Source organism: Myxococcus sp. CA040A (assembly GCF_013336725.1).
Lineage (GTDB): Bacteria > Myxococcota > Myxococcia > Myxococcales > Myxococcaceae > Myxococcus > Myxococcus llanfairpwllgwyngyllgogerychwyrndrobwllllantysiliogogogochensis.
Window position 1 is genome coordinate 35610 of the sequence record NZ_JABUMR010000023.1, and the last position, 19319, is coordinate 54928.

Sequence of the window (19319 nt, forward strand, 5' to 3'; positions counted from 1 at the left end):
TCGCCGTGGGGCCTCCCGTGCATCCGCTGTTCATGGGCGTGGGCGTGGCACAGGCGATGTTGTGGCGGCTGAACGCGGCGTGGATGGCCGTCATGTGCGGCGTGCCATCGTTGATGTTGCCGTTGTCATCATCCGCTGCCAGCCACTGCTTGTAGCCGTTGGTGGCCCCGCAGCCATCCGACGTACCCGCGGTGCAGTTGCAGGCGTGCCATGAGCCGACGTTGCCACTGCCCTGGTAGAACACCTTGTTGCCGATGTTCTGCGCCGTGTTCCAGTCGTAGTTGAACGGAGGGAGCTGGAGGTCGCGGGCGACGAAGTCCCACGCCGCCTGACGTACTGGAGACCCGGCGCAATGCACCTGCCGGCTGCACGGGCCCGTGCCGTTGGAACAGCGGGTGCAGACGAAGTTCTGCGGCGTGGTGGGCGTCGGCGGGTTGTGGGCCGCGTAGTCGGCGTCGCGGACGCCGGAGCAGTTGGTTGCGCACCATGCGGCCCCCGTCTGCGCCTCGGTCACGTTGTAGCCCGTCCCATCCGCCGTCATGCCGCAACCATTGTTGAGGGTCTGGAAGAAGCCGTAGCCCACGCACGAGCCAGGAGACCTGCCAGTGGTCGCCGTGGACGCGGGGTCGAACGGCTGGCGGTACATGGCCGCGATGTCACCGTAGGCCTCGCTGGAGTTGCTCAGCGTGCCGGCCGTGTCGTTATCGTCCATGCCGTGGCCCCACTCATGGTCGAGCACGGCGCCAATCTCACCCGTGTTCCGGCACCCTCCGCCGCTGCGGTAGAAGTTGACCGTGGAGCCGTTCCAAAACGCGTTGCAGGTGTTGTTGAGGTTGACGTTCGCCGTCAGGGAGGCCTGCAGCCACGCATTGGTGGGCAGCCAGCCACGGGCGAGTTCCTTGATGCGGTTCAGCTCGTAGAAGGCGGTGCGGGTCGCCCTGGTGTTTCCACCGTCGGGAGTTCCGCAAACACCATCGACTGTCCCCAGCGCGATGTCGCCGTCCGGGCCCGTGGCGCTGACCCTGAGTGGACAGGCGGAAACGACGCGAAGGTAGCGGCCCGTCAGCGTCGTGGTCGCGATTAGGGGAGGACTGAACACCCCATAGCCATCCGCGAAGACACCCGGCGCGACATCGGCCCAGGGCATGGGGTAGCGCAGCTGCATCGAGCCGCAGAACGAGCCCGCGGTGCATGGCGAGGGCACGCCCGTGTTGGTGTACGGATAGACACCACCGTTGACCGAGGCATAGTGGTTGTCGTCCTCAAGCGCGAGCACTTCACCGGTGACCGCATCCACTGTCACCTTCCAGCGCTCATGCTCATCCTGGAGTTGGAAGCCGTACGTCCACACCAGTTCGTGGCCCATGCCCTTGCCGAAGCCCGCGCCCGGAATGGAGACCGGCGCGACCTCCAGCGTGGGCGCCTGCCAGATGTCGGCAGGGCTCTCGTAGAGGCCGAAGCGCTCGTGCGCGACGACCATCGCCCGGTCCGCGTCCACCAGCGGCATGGGGGCAATCTCCACGTTGGCCCACGACTCGGTGCCCAGCAGAATCAGGTTACCGTGACTGATGGTGGCCGCCAGTCGCCCATACCGGACCGGCACGCCCTGGTGCTGCTGGACGATGGAGACCTGCCACAGGTCCGGGGTGATCTGATCCACCCGGGCCTGGCCCAGTTGGATCATGTCCACGCCCACCACGTCGCGGTTGGCCTCCACGAACTTGTAGACGAGGTCGACGACGACGACGCCATCCACCTTGTCCACCGAACGCCCGAGCTGCCTGCCCAGGCTGCCCAGCGTCAGCTTGTTGCCCACGCCATTGCCCGGGATGAGTGGAACGGCGCCCTGGATGTTCGCCGCGGTGCCCGTGACGGAGTCGACGTAGATCTCGAAGTTGTTCCCGTTGCGAGCGAAGAAGTCGTCCCAGACCTTCGCCACATCGGGGCTCAGCTTGGGCAGGGCCTCTTTCAGAGGCACCTGACCACTGGACAGGGACAGCTCAGGCTTGAAGAACGCCTGACTCGCCAGTGAGCCCTTCGGGGGAGTGGCGGGGGGATCGAATCCCCACGCCTGGGACGTCGCCATCACGGCCATACATACGGCGGCTTTCACGACGCTGTGCATGTCGTGCTCCTTCGCGTCACAGGGAATCAGCATGAAGAGGCGGCCTCCATGGAGAAGGCCGCCTCGAAACCACTTGCCGTCAACCGCGGAAGCGCCCCACTCCAGCGCGCTCCCTCGGTGCCGGTGATGTCCCGATGAGCCGCCGGACTACAGCGGGCTCACGCAGGTGCAGGTGCTGGACGCGCCGTAGCAGGCGGCGCTGGCGCCCGCGGCCACCACCGAGTAGCAGGTGTTGTGGCCGGTGAGGACCTCGGTGTCCACGTAGCTGGTGCCCGTCACGGTGGCCGCGCGGGCCTTGCCGTACGTGCAGCCGTTGATGCCGTCGGACTTCATCACCCAGTACTGCGTCGCGCCGCTGACGGCGCCCCAGCTCAGCGACACCTGACCCGTGGCCGGCGTCACCGAAACGGTGGGCGCCGCCGTCGGGCCGCCCGTACAGCCGCTGTTCACAGCCACCGGCGTGGCACAGGCGATGTTGTGGCGGTTGAACGCCGCGTAGATGGCCGTCATGTGCGGCGTGCCATCGTTGATGTTGCCGTTGTCGTCATCCGCAGCCAGCCACTGCTTGTAGCCGTTGGTGGCCGCGCAGCCATCCGACGTGCCCGCGGTGCAGTTGCAGGCGTGCCACGAGCCGATGTTGCCGCTGCCCTGGTAGAACACCTTGTTGCCGATGTTCTGGGCCGTGTTCCAGTCGTAGTTGAACGGAGCGGACCGCAGGTCGCGGGCGATGAAGTCCCACGCCGCCTGACGCACCGGAGACGCGGCGCAGTGCGTCTGCCGGCCGCACGGCCCCGTGCCGGTGGAGCAGCGGGTGCAGACGAAGTTCTGCGGCGTGGTGGGCGTCGGCGGGTTGTGGGCCGCGTAGTCGGCGTCGCGGACACCTGAGCAATTGGTCGCGCACCACGCGGCCCCCGTCTGAGCCTCGTTCACGTTGTAGCCCGTCCCATCCGCCGTCATGCCGCAGCCCGGGTTCGTGGTCTGGAAGAAGCCGTAGCCCACGCACGACGCGGGAGACCGGCCGCTGGTGGGGGTGGCGGCGGGGTTGAACGGCAGGCGGTACATGGACGCGATGTCGGCGTAGGCCTCGCTGGAGTTGCTCAGCGTGCCGGCCGTGTCGTTGTCATCCATGCCATGGCCCCACTCGTGGTCGAACACGGCGCCAATCTCACCCGTGTTCCGGCAGCCACCGCCGCTGCGGTAGAAGTTGACCGTGGAGCCGTTCCAGAAAGCGTTGCAGGTGTTGTTGATGTTGACGTTGGCCGTCATGGACGCCTGCAGCCACGCATTGGTGGGCAGCCAGCCACGGGCCAGCTCCTTGATGCGGTTCAGCTCGTAGAACGCGCTGCGGGACGCGGGGCTGTTGCCGCCCTGGCTGGCAACGCAGTTGCTCGGCCCCCCCGTCCCCATGTTGATGTCGCCAGAAGGCGGAACGTTGCTGACGCTGATGGCGCCACAGGTATCGACGATGCGGATGTAGCGGCCCGCCAGCGACGTGGTGTTCGTGCCGCTCGTGAAGTTGTAGACGCCATAGCCATCCGCGAAGCCACTGAATACGCCCGTGACGTTGGCCCAGGGCATGGGATAGCGCGGCTGCATCACGCCACAGAAGGACCCCGCGGGGCACCCCGCGGGTACGCCCGTGTTGGTGAACGGGTAGACACCGCCATTCACCGCCGCATCGAGGTAGTGGTTGTCGTCCTCGAGCGCGAGCACTTCACCGCTGGCCGCGTCCACCGTCACCTTCCAGCGCTCGTTCTCGTTCTGGAGCTGGAAGCCGTACGTCCACACGAGCTGGTGGCCCATGCCCTTGCCGAAGCCCGCGCCCGGAATGGAGACCGGCGCGACCTCCAATGTGGGCGCCTGCCAGATGTCTGCCGGGCTCTCGTAGAGGCCGAAGCGCTCGTGCGCGACGACCATCGCCCGGTCCGCGTCCACCAGCGGCATGGGCGAGAGCCCCACGTTCGTCCACGACTCGGTGCCCAGGAGAATCAGGTTACCGTGGCTGATGGTGGCTGCCAGCCGTCCATACCGGACGGGGATGCCCTGGTGCTGCTGGACGATGGAGACCTGCCACAGGTCCGGGGTGATCTGATCCACCCGGGCCTGTCCCAGTTGGAGCATGTCCACGCCCACCGCGTCGCGGTTGGCCTCCACGAACTTGTAGACGAGGTCGGCGACGACGCCGCCATCCACCTTGTCCACCGAACGCCCGAGCTGCCTGCCCAGGCTGCCCAGCGTCAGCTTGTTGCCCACGCCATTGCCCGGGATGAGCGGAATGGCGCCCTGGATGTTTGCTGCGGTACCCGTGACGGAGTCGACGTAGATCTCGAAGTTGTTCCCGTTACGAGCGAAGAAGTCGTCCCAGACCTTCGCCACATCGGGGCTCAGCTTGGGCAGGGCCTCGTTCAGAGGCACCTGACCACTGGCCAGCGACAGCTCAGGCTTGAAGAACGCCTGGCTCGCCAGTGAGCCCTTGGGGGGTGCGGCGGGGGGGTCGAATCCCCACGCCTGGGACGTCGCCATCACTGCCATGAATACGGCGGCTTTCACGACGCTGCGCATGCGGTGCTCCTTCAGATGAAGGACCAACGGAACGGGGACTCCAGGGAACCGGAATGGCTCCAGGAATACCCGGGTTGCGCATAATTCATGTTTACTTGGAGTGTGCTCCCGCAAACCACTGCGAGTGTTACCCCCTCAACAATGACTAGACGCGGTATGTGGCCGCCACCGTCTCCATCCGTGCGGCCACGTCACGCAGCGACGCGGTAATCCGCTGAGCGCTCTGCAAACCCTGCATGGACTCTTCCATCATCCGGGACAGGTCCGTCACGGCGATGAAGATCTGGGCGACGCCGGCGTTCTGCTGCGTCACGGCGGCGGCGATCTGCTGAGCGGCGGAGGCGTTGTCCTGGATGATGCCGGTCAGCTCGCGGAGGCTGTCGCCGCTGGCACGGACCTGGTCCAATCCGGTTTCAGCGCTGCCCTGGCTCTGCACGGCCAGCGTGACGGAGCCCTGGATGGACTGGCGGATGTCCTCGAGGATCTCCCGCACGCGGGCAGTGGAGGTGATGGACTGGTCCGCGAGGCTGCGAATCTCGCGCGCCACCACGCCGAAGCCCTTGCCATGCTCGCCGGAGCGAACGGCCTCGATGGCCGCGTTGAGCGCGAGCATGTTGGACTGGTCCGCCAGGTCCTTCACCGTCTGGGTGATGCCGCCAATCTGCTGGGTGCGCTCGTTGAGGGCGGAGATGCTGTCGGCCACGCGGCCCACCTGCTCACGCAGTTGTTCGAATCCCTGGAGGCTCGCGGAGACGGTGGCCTCGCCGGAGCGCCCCACCTCGCGGGCTCGCGCGGTGACGCCGAGCACGGCCTGGGAGCGCTCGGCGGCCATCAGTGACGTCTGCTTGATCTCCTGGGCCGTCACCTGCGTCTCCTGGAGGGCCGCAGCCTGCTTCGTCAGGGTGCGCTCCTGCTGCGCGGCGGCGGCGGTGAGCTCCGCCACCGTCTGTCCCAACACCTTGGTGCCCTGCTGGAGGCCACGCGTGGACTCGCGCAGGTGCTCCATCATCTGGGAGAAGGAGGCGGCCAACTGCCCCACCTCGTCGCGGCGGCTGGACACCTCCACGTGCTGGGTGAGGTCGCCCTCGCGCACGACGCGGCCCACCACTTCGCTCAGCCGGGCGATGGGGCCGGTGGCCCCGCGCGCCAGGAGCCAGCCCCCCACGCCCGCGACGACAAGCGAGAGCACCGTCAGGGCGATGGCCCCCCTGCTCGCTTGCTCCAGCGGCGCGTAGGCGTCCTCCGGGTCCACCGTGGCCACGAAGCGCCAGCCATCGCCGACGTCACGGACCGCGTTCTCGTTGATGGACTCCACGCTGACGACATCATCGGGACGCGAGAGGTCGCGCTCGTGCGTGTCGAAGAGGCTCATGCCGTCCGCGCCGAGTATCTCCAGCGCGAAGCTCCGCTGGCCTCGGGCCCGGGAGCGCTCCAGCGCGGGGGCCACCACCTGCCCCACCTGGCTCCACTCGTAGGCGGCCAGGAGCACACCGATGCGCGCGCCACTGATGGGGCTCAGCACGGGCACCGCGAGCGGCAGCACCGTCCGCTCGAAGAACGGGTCCACCTTCGTGAAGCCCGTGGTGTCCAGCGTCCCGTTCAGCGCGGCGCGAAACCAGGCAGAGGCGCGCACCTCGCCCTCATGTCCCTCGTAGGCCTTGCGAAGCCGCGCCTCGCTGGCGGACACGGCGCGGCCGTCCTCGGTGAAGAGCACGAGGCCCGCGAAGGTCGGGTGACGCTTCTCCAGGGCGACGAGCACCGCGTCGCTCTTGTCGAAGGTGTCGAAGAGCAGCGCGCCGCGGAGGATGGCGTCTTCCGACCAGCTCCGGACGTTGGCCTCGCGCTCCGCCAGCGTGGACTCGACGAGGTCCCTGAGGCCCTGGGCCTCCACCCTCAAGGTCGCGTGGATCTGCTCCTGCAGGTTGTCGGAGATGAAGAGCCGGCCGAGGATGTTGAGCGGCAGCAACGCGAAGAGCGTGAGCAGAGAGACCGCCAGCGTCAGGCGGGTGCGGAGGGAGAGGGCGTCGAGCAGGCGCATGGCGGTCCGCGTGAGTCTTCAGAGGTCCAGCAGGGAGAGTCCGACGGTGACGGCGCCGATGACACGGCCACGGTCGCGGACAGGAAGGGAGACCTGGATGACGTAGGCCTGCGAGGACTCGTCGAAGAAGGGGTGCTCGCGCAGCACCCGCCCCTGCTTGAACGGCACCCGGAACTTGTCTTCGTCACCCTGCCAGTAATCGGACGTCCGCCGAGTGGCGCCCACCAGCGCGCCCTGGCGATCCATCACGAACGCCTCCGCAACCTTGTCGCGGCCCAGGGAGATACGGTGGCGAGCAAGCACCCGTGAGCAGGCGGCGTCGAGCACGCGCTGTTTGAAGGGCGTCATCGCCGGAGTGGCGAGCCACGCGTCATCATCCGCGCGAATGGAGACCAGTGAAGCCCCGCGCGAGTTCTGGGCGAGCACCGCCTGAACCAGCTCCGGGTCCACGGCCATCCGCTGGAGCGCCGGCATCAGCCGCTCCACCTTCTCGAGCTGCGCGATGCCGTCCGGGGGCATCCCCGCGAGCACCGTGAGCATCATGCCGAAACAACACATCCCCACCTCAACGCATCCGCACGCTGTATCGGCGAGACTGACTTCCCCCTCTGCGCCGGCGGATTCGCCAGACGATACATGAATGAGACATCACCCGTGAGACAGGAAGGCAGAGGGGCCCTCCCCCTCCAGGCCCGAACCCGCTCGCTTGGAGCCATCTGGACCCAGGGGCAAAGCCCCCAGCTCCTCCGCGAATTTCCAGGTCCTCGCGAGGTGCCGCACTGTCGGAGGGCGCGGCGAGAGCCTCAGCGCACTGTTTGAGCGAAGTGCTCCGCGAGCCGCTGGAGCAGCTCGGTGTTCTCCCGCTCGGCGGACTCCAGCTTGGGCAGCTGCGCCTTCAGCTCCGCGAGGTCCTTGCCGCGCTGGCGAAGGTCTTCCGCGCCCAGCTCCAGCCAGCGCCCCATCTCCCGCGCCGTCAGCTCCAGATGGAACTGGAAACCGAACGACGAGCCCAGCCGGAAGGCCTGTTGCACGTAGCGGTCCGTGGAGGCCAGCAGCGTGGCGCCGGGCACGGCCTTGTACGTGTCACCATGCCAGTGCGCGACGACGGTGCGGGGGCGCACGCCGGCCATGACGGTGTCTCGCACGCCCTCCGCGGTCCAACGCACCGGGCCCACGCCCACCTCGAAGCCATTCTTTCCCGCGAAGACCTCGGCGCCCGCCGCGTCGGCGAGCAACTGCGCGCCCAGGCAGATGCCCAGAGACGGGCGCTCGTTGGCCAGTCGCTCGCGGAGGATGGCCAGCTCCTCGCGCAGGAACGGGTGCTGGTCCGCCTCGTAGACGCCCATGGGGCCGCCCATCACCACCACCAGCTCCGCGTCCACGTCGTCGTGACGCGCGGAGCGGAAGCGGTTGACGAGGGTGAAGCCCGCCTTCGTCAGCGCCGGCCCCAGAAGTCCCACGCCCTCGTGCTCCTCGTGCTGGTACACCACCGCGCGCATCGTCACGACCTCCGTGTCCACCGTCGCGCGGAGCCTACCTGGAATCCCGAGGGCGAGGCGCGTGTGCCGCACGTCGTCGCTCGCGACCTGCCTCAAGCGGCAAGCAGTGCGCGTGTCAGTCACGGAGCGGTGGCACCCCCGCGCTACTTCGCCTTGTCGCCCTTGAGGATGCGCAGCAGTCCCTCTTGCGCCACGGAGGCGACGAGGCGTCCGTCGCGCGTGTAGACGGAGCCCCGCGCCAGACCTCGCGCGTTGCCCGCCCACGGGCTGTCCATGACGTAGAGCAGCCAGTCATTCACCTTCAGGTCCCCATGGAACCAGAGGGCGTGGTCCAGGCTCGCGCCGATGACTTGCGGCTGGAAGAAACTGGCCGCGTGCGGCAGCAGCACGGTGCTGATGAGGTTGAAGTCGGACGCGTACGCCAGCACGTACTTGTGGACCTGGGGGTCCTCCGGAAGCTCGCCGTCGGCGCGAATCCACACCGCCTTGCGCGGCTCGTCCGGCACCGGATTGAACGGGTCCATGTACGCCACCGGCCGCATCTCGATGGGCTTGTCGCAGAGGATCTTCTCGCGCAGCCGCGCCGGAATCCTGTCCGCCTGACGCAGCAGCAACTCCAGGTCCGTGGGCAGGCTCTCCGGGGGCGGCACGTCCGGCATGGGGGCCTGGTGCGCGTAGCCGACCTCGTCTCCGTGGAAGGACGCCATCATCGTGAAGATGGGTTGTCCCTTCTGGATGGCGACGATGCGCCGCGTGCTGATGCTGCCGCCGTCGCGCACCCGGTCCACCGTGTAGACGACGGGAAGGCTCGCGTCGCCGGGGCGCAGGAAGTAGCCATGCAGCGAGTGGACATGCCGCGCGGACTGCACCGTCTGGCTGGCCGCCGACAGCGCCTGCCCCAGCACCTGCCCACCGAAGAGCTGGCGGAAGCCCAGGTCCTGGCTCCTCCCGCGAAACAGATTCTCCTCGATGACCTCCAGCTTGAGGAGCTCCAGCAGCTCGTCCAGGACTCGGCTCATGAAGGCCCCTCCTAGCCGACCCCGGCCGCGCCTGTCTCGCCCCGCGTGAGCCCGCCGTGCGCCGGAGGACGCCCTGGCCGGGCGCGGAAGGAATGGCATGCTCCGCCGGCCGTTGAGGAAACAGTCTCCCCTCTTCCCGCGAGCGCTCCCTTGCCCCGTTCCGTCCTGCTGACCTCGCTGTTGCTGCTGCCGTCGCTGGCCCCCGCCGCGGAGCCATCCCCCGAGGTGAAGCGCTGGTGGAGCCACGTCCAGTTCCTCGCGGACGACCGCCTGCGAGGGCGCGACACGGGAAGCGAAGGCCACCGCGAGGCCGCGGCGTACGTGGCCGAGCAGCTTGCGGGCCTCGGCGTGAAACCCGGCGCTGGCGAGGGCTACCTCCAGGAGGTGGCGCTGGTGTCGAGGCGACTGGTGGATGCGCGCTCGCGGCTGACGCTGGTGCGCGAGGGCAAGCGCACGCCGCTCGTCGTCGGTCGCGAGGCCCTCATCTCCCCGCGCCAGGGCGAGTCGGGTCAGCTGGACGCCCCCCTGGTGTTCGTGGGCCATGGCCTCTGCATCCCGGAGGCGAACCATGACGACTTCGCGGGCGTGGACCTCCAGGGCAAGCTGGCCGTCTTCATCTACGGAGGCCCCGCTCACATCCCCGGCCCCCTGAGGGCCCACCACAGCTCCGCGGCGGAGCGGGTCAAGGCGCTGAAGAAGGCGGGCGCCGTGGGCGCCGTGGTGCTCCTGAATCCGAAGAACATGGAGACGCCCTGGTCCCGCTCCGCCCTGTCGCGCCTCCAGCCGGCGATGAACTTCGCGGACACCTCGCTGGACGACACGTCCGGCCTCCAGGTGAGCGTCTCCTTCAACCCGGAGCACGCCGAGAAGCTGTTCACCGGAAGCCCGCACTCGTTCAAGGAGCTGCTCGCGCTGGCGGACGCGAGCAAGCCGCTGCCGCGCTTCGAGCTGCCCACGCGCCTCCAGTCGAGCGCCGAGTGGGTCTCCACTCCCGTGACATCCGTCAACGTCGTGGGCGTGCTTCCGGGCAGCGATCCGGTGCTGGCCAAGGAGTACGTCGTCCTCACCGCGCACCTGGACCACGTGGGCGTGGGAGCGCCCATCAACGGCGACGCCATCTACAACGGCGCCATGGACAACGCGACGGGCGTGGCCGCCGTGCTGGAGGTGGCCCGCGCGCTCCAGGCCCAGAAGCCCCAGCGCTCCATCCTATTCGTGCTGGTGACAGGTGAGGAGAAGGGGCTGATCGGCTCGCGCTACTTCGCCGCGCACCCCACCGTGCCCCGCGACGCCATCGTCGCGAACTTCAACCTGGACATGTTCCTGCCGCTGTTCGACTTCACCCGCGTGGTGGCCTACGGCCAGGACGAATCGACGCTGCTCGCGCCCCTGCGGGAGGTCGCCTCGGCGCACGGCGTGAAGCTCCAGCCCGACCCCAACCCCAGCAGCATGACCTTCATCCGCAGCGACCAGTACGCCTTCATCCGCCAGGGCGTGCCAGCCCTGTCCTTCAAGTTCGGCTACGCGCCGGGCTCCCCCGAGGAGCGCACCTTCAAGGACTGGTACACGCGCCACTACCACGCCCCCTCGGACGACCTGCGCCAGCCCATCCACAAGGACGGCGCCATCAAGTTCGTCCAGCTGCTCACCGACCTGACGCGCACCGTGGCCAACGCGCCCGAGCGACCGCGCTGGAACGACGACAGCTTCTTCCGCCGCTTCGCGCGCACCAACACCCCGGATGGCAAACAGGACACCCCCCTGAGCAATCCGTGACACCATCCCCGCACGGCCCTGGTAACACGCGTACAGGTGTAGCTTTCCATCGATGTGACAAATGAATGACGCCCGGCGTCATGGCCGAGTGCGCGTCGTCGCAAATCGCCAGGGGGTGGCTTGAAGCGAGACACCCGTTTGCGCCACGCTTGATTGCACTTGAGACATCAGCGCGGCGCGGGCGACGAAACGCCCGAAAATTGGCGGGGGGCGAATGCAGTCAAACGTATTCACCGCGGTACTGATTCCACTGTCGTTGGCCGTCATCATGCTCGGCCTGGGACTGTCGCTGACGCTCGCGGACTTCAAGCGCGTCATCGTCTACCCGCGAGCGGTGATTGTGGGGCTCGTGTGCCAGATGCTGGTGCTTCCCGCCGGCTGCGCGCTCATCGCCCATGCCTTCGGCCTGGGACCCGAGCTGGCGGTGGGGCTGATGTTGCTCGCGGCGTCTCCTGGAGGAGCGACGGCGAACCTCTTCAGCCACCTGGCCCGCGGTGACGTCGCCCTCAACATCACGCTGACGGCGGTGAACAGCGCGCTGACGCTCGTCACCCTGCCCCTCATCGTCAACCTGTCACTGATGCACTTCATGGGGGAGGACCGCGCGGTCCCCATGCAGTTCTCCAAGGTGCTCCAGGTCTTCATCATCGTGCTGGGCCCGGTGAGCATCGGCATGCTCATCCGCTCGCGCAAGCCGGGCATCGCCCAGTCCCTGGACAAGCCCATCCGCCTGATGTCCGCCGCGTTCCTGGCGGTCGTCATCGCCGCCGCCGTCTACCAGGAGCGCGCGCACATCGGCGCGTACTTCAAGCAGGTGGGGCTGGCCGCGCTGAGCTTCAACGTGCTGAGCATGGCCATCGGCTACGTCACGCCGCTGCTGTTCCGCCTGCCGCGTCGTCAGGCCGTGGCCATCGGCATGGAGATTGGCATCCACAACGGCATCCTCGCGATGACCATCGCCATGAGTCCGCTGCTGCTCGGCAACGCGACCATGGCCATCCCTCCGGCCATCTACAGCATCGTCATGTACTTCACGGCGGCCATCTTCGGCTACGCGGTGACGCGTCGCCACACGGACGAACAGACGAGTCCCGAAGCCTCTCCCAGTCGTTCTTGAACCGCTGAGCCGCGGTCTGCCTCGCCGCGGTCCCCCCTCACTCCCGAGGAAGTGTCGAGATGATGCTCAAGCGTCTATCGCTGTCCTTTTGCACGCTCTGCCTGAGCCTGGGCCTGGTGTCTCCCGCAGCCGCGCAGCAGCCCAGCGCCGCCACCCCCACCCCGTCGGACGTTCCGACGCCGGGTACGCCCCAGCCACCGGAGGTCACGCCGGCCAATCAGCCGTCCCCGCTGCCCCTGCCCCGCCCCATCCCCAACGTCCGGTTGTACCTGACGAGCTTCAACCTCTTCCGCGTCAACCCCATTGGCCTGGAGACGCAGAACCGCCTGGTCATCCAGAAGCGGCTGTTCGACAGCGAGTCGCCGGTGATGCGCGACACGTTCGTCAACGCCGCGGCCCTCATCAAGGCCAACCCCGCCTCGCTCAAGGTGGGCCCGCAGTTCGAAATCCAGCCCATCGCCCTGCTCAACGTGCGCGCCAGCTACGAGTACACGCGCTTCCTGGGCACCATGGGCTTCCTCCAGTCGTATCCGAACCCGCTGCAGGACTTCTCGGATGACGCCCTGGACCTGCGCGAGGACAACGCCTACAGCACCAGCGGCCACCACTTCCTGGTGGAGCCGACGCTCCAGGCGAAGGTCGGCCCCATCGCGGTGCGCGCCAAGTTCAGCCTGGAGTACTGGAACCTGACGCTGCGCGACGGCGCGACGACGTTCTACGACCCGATGCTGGACTCGCTCCTGGCCGGCAAGGGCTGGGTCTTCACCAACGACTCGGACGTCGTCTACCTGTCCGGGCAGTGGATGGTGGGGGCGCGCTTCAGCGCCGTCTGGCCTCGTTACAACGAGGACCAGGGCGTCTCCGGCAACACCACCGTCGACAACAGCCACATGCGCGTGGGGCCGGTCGCCTCGTATGCCTTCAACACCGACGAGGGGACCATGTTCAACCGCCCCACGGTGCTCGGCATGGTGGCCTGGTACCTGAAGCACCCGAGCCGGCAGGAGGCCATGCCGTTCATGCTCCTCGGGTTCGCCTTCAACTCGGACCTGCTGGGCGGGCGCTGAGTCGTCCCAGCCGCGCTGAGCAGGAACCGCTCGCGAGGCCACACCGCGTGGCCTCGCGGAACGGGTGGGAAGCAAGGGCCGGAAGGCCCGTCCTTCCCGCCCGGGTTGTCAGTGGGCGTCGTCCGGGCCGTGCGCGTGGCCGTGCTCCAGCTCCTCGGCCGTCGCGGCGCGGACCTCGCGCACGGTGACGTCGAAGTGCAGCGTCTTGCCGGCGAGCGGGTGGTTGTAGTCCACCACCACGGTGTCGCCGCGAATCTCCTTGATGAGGAAGTCCACCTCGTCCCCCTCGGGGTCCGTGGCGGTCAGGATGCCGCCCTCGGTCAGCTCCAGCCCCTCCGGGAACTCTCCCCGGGGAACTTCCTCGATGCCTTCGGGGTCATGCGGCCCGTAACCATCCTCGGGGGGGATGACCACTGACAGGGAGTCCCCCTTGGCCTTGCCCTCCAGGGCCTTCTCCAGACCGGGGACGACCTCCTCGTGGCCCTGCAGATAGACGAGCGGATCTCCGGGCTCGCTCTCGTCCACCATCTTCCCATCGCCAAGGTGGAGCCGGAAGTCGATGGAGACGACACTGTCCTTCGTGATTTTCATGGCGCCTCTCTTAGCGCAGGCCGGGGTCCAACGCTCCCATCATGTGCTCGGTCGACCTGCGGGTGGGCATGGGAGCGAGCCCACTCGCCCGAAACCGGACGCAAGGGTTTTCAGGGGCCTGAGCGCGGTGGTCGGGCACTCAGGTCCAGCGCGCGGCTCCGAGTACTCCGCTCGATGCGACCCTCCAGACGAACGATGCGGCGCCGGTGGTCTTCCGGCAACTCCGCCGCCGCCGACAAGCGCGCGTGGCTCAGCGCGCCCGCGAGGTCCTTGAGGGAGTGCTCGTACAGCTTGGTGAGCTCCAGGTGCAGCGTCGCCGCCTGGAATCCCCGAGCCGTGACCAGGGCCTGGAGCAGGTGTTCGGCCGCGACGAGGGGCTCCCCCGCCATGCGGGCCAGCCGGGATGCCAGGGCATGGGCCTCCACCCCCACCGTGCCGGAGCCACCCGTCGCCGCCTGGGCGAAGGCCCGCGCCCGAGCATGGTCTCCCGCCCGGAGCGCGACTCCCGCGAAGCCCAGGAGATCCCGGGGGTCCTCACCAGGGAGCACGGCGGTGCCGTCCCCTGCCCGGAAGCGGCGCACCAGTTCTCCCAGGAGCGCGGCCAACAGGAGCAAGTCGTTGGCGTTGTGCTCCAACACGGGCGTCAGCGCCGAGCCGTCCCCGCCGCGCAGATAGCGGAAGTACAGCTCCGGAATCAGCGAGCCGTCCACGTCGTCGACGCGGCGGTGTCCGAGCACCTGCTCCTCCACGTGGACCAGGCGCGTGCCCGCCCCCCGGTGCTTGAAGACGCGGCGAGCGCAGTGCAGCAGGTCCAGGTGCGGCAGCTCCGGGGGCGTCGCGACGCGGTTGAGCACGAAGCGCGTGCGCAAGAGCGGCCAGTCGAAGCTCTTGCCGTTGAAGGTGACCAGGCACGACGACATGGCCATGCGCGCGGCGAGCACGCGCAGCATGGGGGCCTCCTCACCCAGCTTGCGCAGGAAGAGCTGGTGGACGCGCAGCGAGCGGCCCTCGAACCACGCGAGCCCCACGAGGAAGGGCACGGTGCCGGTGCCGCCGGCGAGCCCCGTGGTCTCCGTGTCCAGGAAGAGCATCCGCTGGAAGTCCACCCCCGCCAGCTCCTCGTGCAGCGCGAGCCGGGCGACCAGGGCACCCTCGACATCCAGCGCCCCGGCCACGGGCGCGGTGCCATGCCGATGCTCCGGGGACAGCAGGGTCTCCGACACATGGACCGTCCCGTGCGGCGTCTCCTGGGGGATGACGGGAAGCGGTCCCGGGCGAGGCTTCGCGGGAGCCGGGCCCCGGCGCGCGGCCGTCTGCCCCTGACGCTCGGACCAGTCCGCGAGCATCCGCCGGAGGGCCTCGATGCGAGGGTCCTTCGAAGAGGAGGGCTCGGTGTCCGACGGAGCCTCTGGGACACCCCGCCGCGCCGTGGCCGCGCCGTCTTCGGGCGGACTTGTGGGTGACGAAGCCTCCGAGGTCACACCATCGACGGGCGTGACAGGCGGCCCATCGACTCGCGCCAGGTCCTCCGCGCGAGGAGGAGGCTCGGTCAGCGTGGCCACGCGATTCGTCGCGGGCTTGCCTCCCGGGCCTACCCCCGTCAGTCGCGCCAGCTTTCGCTTGAGGTCCACGCGCCGGGTCTCCGTCTACTGCACGCCTGCGATGCCGAGCACCGACAGGAGCTCCAGCCCCAGTCGCTTGCGCGGATGCGGATCCACCGGAGCCTGTCCGGGCATGACGCCCGAGGCGGGACCGATGCAGGCGGGACAACCCTCTTCGCAAGCGCAGGACTCCAGCAGGCGCCGCGCGCGCACGAGCAACTCGTCCCGCTGGTCGAAGAGCCGCGCGGCCAGGCCCACGCCGCCGGGCACGTTGTCGTAGAGGAAGATGGTGGGGTCGAACCCCACGCCCCCGTCCTTGCGCGGAGGCCCGTCCGCGTCGTCGCGGCTGCCGAGCGTCTTGCCCACGTCCCTCGGGTCGATCATCAACCCCACGCACGCCACGGTCCGCAGCGCGGTGGCCACGCCGCGGAGCGCGTCGATGACGGCCGGGCGCGGTGAGTTCATCGAGCGCACCACCGACTCCGGCACCGTCAGCCAGAGCGACGTGGTGTGCATCTGCATCTCCGGGAGCGCCACGTCGCCGTAACCGACGTTCTCATGCGTGTGGTACTTGATCTTCTTGTAGCCCACCACCTTCTCGATGACGCTCACCTCGCCCATGCCGGCCTGGAGCTCCGGGCCCATGGGCGCGCTCTGGTCCTCCTGGATGACATTCACGCGCACGTACGTCATCGCGTCCGTGAAGTAGTCCGGCGCCACCTTGCGGACGAAGGCCTTGTGGTTGTCGTAGTCGAACTGCTCGACCTGATACTGCTCACCCTCGTGCTGGTAGATGGCCTGCTCGTGCAGCATCGTGTGCGCCGAGCGGAAGTCCATCTCCGCCAGCGTCCGGTCCGTGCCGCGCTCGATGATGACGACGTTGTCCCAGCCCACGCTGCGCAGGGACACGTGGTTGGCCGGGTACGCATCCGAAGACCAGTGGAACACGCGCCGGCCACCCTCCCCGGCCGTCGGATGCACCACCTCGTGCTGCGCGAGGAACCCCAGCGCCTCCGCCGTGGACTCCGGCGGCACGTCCCCGAAGGGCTCGCCCTCCTCGAAGGGCAGCTCGAAGGAGGCGCACTTGAGGTGCTGGACGAGAATCTCCACGTTGTCCGGGTCGATGCGCGCGTGCTCCACCGGCGCGCCGATGAGGAAACGCGGGTCGGCCGCGAGGTACTGGTCCAGCGGGGCACTCGACGTCACGAGCAGGGCCAGGCTGCCCGCGCCTCGACGCCCCGCCCGACCGAAGCGCTGCATCAGCGCGGCGACCGAGCCCGGGTAGCCCGCGCACACCACGGCATCCAGCGAGCCGATGTCGATGCCCAGCTCCAGCGCATTGGTGGCGACGACACAGCGCACGTCACCCGCGCGCAGCGCCGCCTCCGTGGCCCTGCGCGTGCCCGGCAGGTAGCCGCCCCGGTAGCCCTGGATGAGCGACGGGTCCAACTTCTCCTCGACGAACCTGTCCCGCAGGTACTTGAGCATCACCTCGATGTTGTTGCGCGACTGGCCGAACAGCAGCGTGGACACGCCCGCGCGCACCAGGTCCGCCGTCAGACGCACCGACGTCTTCAGGTAGCTGGCGCGGATGCCCAGCTCCGCGTTGACCACGGGCGGGTTGAAGACCATGACCCGCCGCTCTCCGGACGGGGCGCCGCTCTCCGAGACGAGCTCGACGTCAGTCCCGAGCATCCGCCGTGCATGTGCCTGGGGATTGCCGATGGTGGCCGAGGCCGCGATGAACACCGGATCCGAGCCATGGAAGCGCGCCACGCGTCGCAGCCGGCGCAGGACGTTGGCCAGATGCGAGCCGAAGACACCGCGGTACGTGTGCAGCTCGTCGATGACGACGTAGCGCAGGTTGGAGAACAGGCGCGCCCAGCTCGCGTGATGCGGGAGGATGCCCGTGTGCAGCATGTCCGGGTTGGTGAGCAGGACGCCCCCGCGCTCCCGAGCCGCTCGCCGCGCATCCGCCGGTGTGTCGCCGTCGAAGGTGATGGCGCCGTGGGACAGCCCCGCCTCGCGCATGAACGCGCGCAGGGACTCTTCCTGGTCTCTCGACAGCGCCTTGGTGGGAAACAGGTACAGGGCCCGTGCCTGCGGCTCCCGCGCGAAGCGATCCAACAGCGGCAGGTTGTAGCAGAGGCTCTTGCCGGAGGCCGTTGGCGTAGCAATGACCAGGTTCTTGCCAGCGCGGGCCAGGCGGAAGGCCTCGGCCTGGTGGGAGAAGAGCTGATCGACACCCCGCTGGCGAAGGGCCTCGCGGACCTGGGGGGCCACCTCGTCGGGGATGGGGGCGAAGGAGCCCACCCGGGCGGGCGTCGCCTCGTCGAGCGAGAAGCAGGGCCCCAGCCCCTTGTCCGCCTTCCACTGCTGAAGCACGGTGTCCAGGCCCCGGGGGGCGTTCCAGGGGGTGCGGCGGGGGCCACCAAAGGCCCCTTCTTCCTTCTCGAACTTCATGGGTCGGGCACTGTACAGGCGTGTACCCGCCCGGACAACGCGAACGCGCCCAGGGCACGCGGGACGGCGCTCGGCTAGGGTGCGCCGCCCGTGGCCCTCGCCATCTTCCTGTTCACCTACGTCTTCATCGCCGGCGCCCGGCTCCCCTTCATCAAGCTGGACCGCCCCGGTGGCGCGCTCCTGGGCGCCGTGCTGATGGTCGTCCTCGGGGTCGTCACTCCCGCCGAGGTCTTCAACCACAGCGAGAACCCCGCCCGACACGCCATCGACGCGGACACCATCGTCCTGCTGCTTGGGATGATGCTGCTGGCTGCCTACATGTCCCAGGCGGCCTTCTTCCGCACGGCGGGCGCGTGGGCGGTGCGGCGGGCTCGCACGCCCCGGCTGTTGCTGCTGGCGGTGACGTTCATCTCCGCGGCGCTGTCCGCCTTCCTCGTCAACGACACCGTGTGCTTGATGCTCACGCCCCTGGTGCTCGCCACGGTGGAGGACGCGCGCCTGCCGCCCGTGCCCTACCTGCTCGCGGTGTGCATGGGCAGCAACAGCGGCTCGGTGGCCACCTTCACCGGCAATCCGCAGAACATGCTCATCCAGGGCGCGTCGGGAATCTCGTATGCGAGCTTCGCCGCGTACATGGCCCTGCCCGCGCTGTTGTCGACGGTCATCGTCGCGGGCGCGCTCGTCTTCATCTTCCGCAAGGAGCTGACGTCGACGCGCTTCGAGCCCCATCCCCCGCCTCCTCCCGTGGACCGGGGGCTGCTGGCGCTGACGCTCACCGTCATGGCGGGCGTCGTCGTGGCCTTCTTCGCGGGACTGCCCATGAGCTGGAGCGCGCTCGCCGGCGCCGCGCTGGTCATGGCCCTGTCTCGCAGGGAGCCTCGCGAGGCGCTGGAGCGCGTGGACTGGGTGTTGCTGCTGTTCTTCGCCAGCCTCTTCGTCGTCGTCTACGGCGTGAACAAGGACGGCTGGGCGGAGGACATCCGCCTGCTGTTCGCGCCGCTGATGACGGGGCCCTCGTGGAGGGAGACGCTGGGCTTCGCGGGGCTGACGCTGGTGGCGTCCAACATCTTCAGCAACGTGCCCTTCGTCATGCTCGCGCGCTCATGGGTGCCCGCGCTCCAGAACGTGGAGCTCGGCTGGCACGTGCTGGCGCTGGGCTCCACGCTCGCGGGCAACCTCACGCTGGTGGGCAGCGTCGCCAACCTCATCGTCTTCGAGGCGGCGCGCGAGAAGGTGGACATGAGCTTCCTGCGCTACCTGCGCGTGGGGGTGCCCGTCACGCTCATCAGCTTCGTGGTCGGGCTCGCCGTGCTCCTCCTGGAGCACGCCCTCTTCTAAACCAACGATCTCGATTCTCGCACGATGTCAGGAGGCACGCCTGAGGTCGGCTCGGCGCAGGGATGGACAGGCAGAGCGCTGTGCATTCCGCGCGCTGAGGTAGGCATGTACCCGCACCATGAG

Annotated in this window: 12 protein-coding genes and 1 pseudogene; 4 read left to right on the top strand and 9 right to left on the bottom strand. The window is 68.6% G+C overall.

The features are described 5' to 3' along the window. The 6 genes and pseudogenes from HUA75_RS45415 to tesB all read right to left on the bottom strand — a co-directional run. A pseudogene (locus HUA75_RS45415) lies at positions 1–2158 on the bottom strand (endopeptidase); the annotation flags it as partial. Between the two features lie 114 nt (positions 2159–2272). Next, positions 2273–4687, bottom strand: a complete 2415-nt coding sequence (locus tag HUA75_RS45420; protein ID WP_174490041.1) for a hypothetical protein — start codon at positions 4685–4687, stop codon at positions 2273–2275. Between the two features lie 145 nt (positions 4688–4832). Continuing rightward, complete coding sequence (locus tag HUA75_RS45425) at positions 4833–6725, bottom strand: methyl-accepting chemotaxis protein (protein ID WP_141646590.1); 1893 nt, start codon at positions 6723–6725, stop codon at positions 4833–4835. Positions 6726–6743: 18 nt separating this feature from the next. Continuing rightward, positions 6744–7268: a PDC sensor domain-containing protein gene (locus HUA75_RS45430; RefSeq protein WP_254628115.1), complete on the bottom strand. Its 525-nt coding sequence runs from the start codon at positions 7266–7268 to the stop codon at positions 6744–6746. Between the two features lie 260 nt (positions 7269–7528). Further along, positions 7529–8224 (bottom strand): glutamine amidotransferase, encoded by a 696-nt coding sequence (locus HUA75_RS45435; protein ID WP_174490046.1) that lies wholly within the window; start codon positions 8222–8224, stop codon positions 7529–7531. Positions 8225–8367: 143 nt separating this feature from the next. After that, a complete protein-coding gene (gene tesB / locus HUA75_RS45440; protein ID WP_174490043.1) occupies positions 8368–9243 on the bottom strand; it encodes an acyl-CoA thioesterase II in 876 nt (291 codons plus the stop codon). A gap of 150 nt (positions 9244–9393) precedes the next feature. Here tesB and HUA75_RS45445 point away from each other — a divergent pair, with 150 nt between their 5' ends. The 3 genes from HUA75_RS45445 (at position 9394) to HUA75_RS45455 (ending at position 13203) form a co-directional block, all read left to right on the top strand. Further along, a complete protein-coding gene (locus HUA75_RS45445; RefSeq protein ID WP_174490044.1) occupies positions 9394–11019 on the top strand; it encodes a M28 family metallopeptidase in 1626 nt (541 codons plus the stop codon). 214 nt (positions 11020–11233) lie between these two features. Further along, the gene (locus tag HUA75_RS45450) at positions 11234–12136 is read left to right on the top strand and encodes a bile acid:sodium symporter family protein (RefSeq protein WP_141646594.1); all 903 of its coding nucleotides are present in this window, start codon (positions 11234–11236) and stop codon (positions 12134–12136) included. Between the two features lie 59 nt (positions 12137–12195). Continuing rightward, on the top strand, positions 12196–13203 hold the full coding sequence (locus HUA75_RS45455) for a hypothetical protein (RefSeq protein ID WP_254614779.1): 1008 nt from the start codon (positions 12196–12198) through the stop codon (positions 13201–13203). A 108-nt stretch (positions 13204–13311) separates the two neighbouring features. On the opposite strand, the gene HUA75_RS45460 is transcribed toward HUA75_RS45455, so the two are convergent. The 3 genes from HUA75_RS45460 to HUA75_RS45470 all read right to left on the bottom strand — a co-directional run bounded on the left by HUA75_RS45460 (position 13312) and on the right by HUA75_RS45470 (position 17858). Continuing rightward, complete coding sequence (locus HUA75_RS45460) at positions 13312–13794, bottom strand: peptidylprolyl isomerase (RefSeq protein WP_141649092.1); 483 nt, start codon at positions 13792–13794, stop codon at positions 13312–13314. Between the two features lie 110 nt (positions 13795–13904). Beyond that, positions 13905–15425, bottom strand: coding sequence for a ribonuclease H-like domain-containing protein (locus HUA75_RS45465; RefSeq protein ID WP_174490045.1), 1521 nt, complete (start codon positions 15423–15425; stop codon positions 13905–13907). Positions 15426–15440: 15 nt separating this feature from the next. Further along, positions 15441–17858 (bottom strand): DEAD/DEAH box helicase, encoded by a 2418-nt coding sequence (locus tag HUA75_RS45470; protein WP_246137857.1) that lies wholly within the window; start codon positions 17856–17858, stop codon positions 15441–15443. Between the two features lie 90 nt (positions 17859–17948). Here HUA75_RS45470 and HUA75_RS45475 point away from each other — a divergent pair, with 90 nt between their 5' ends. Further along, a complete protein-coding gene (locus HUA75_RS45475) occupies positions 17949–19196 on the top strand; it encodes an SLC13 family permease (protein WP_141649094.1) in 1248 nt (415 codons plus the stop codon). Positions 19197–19319: the final 123 nt, after the last annotated feature.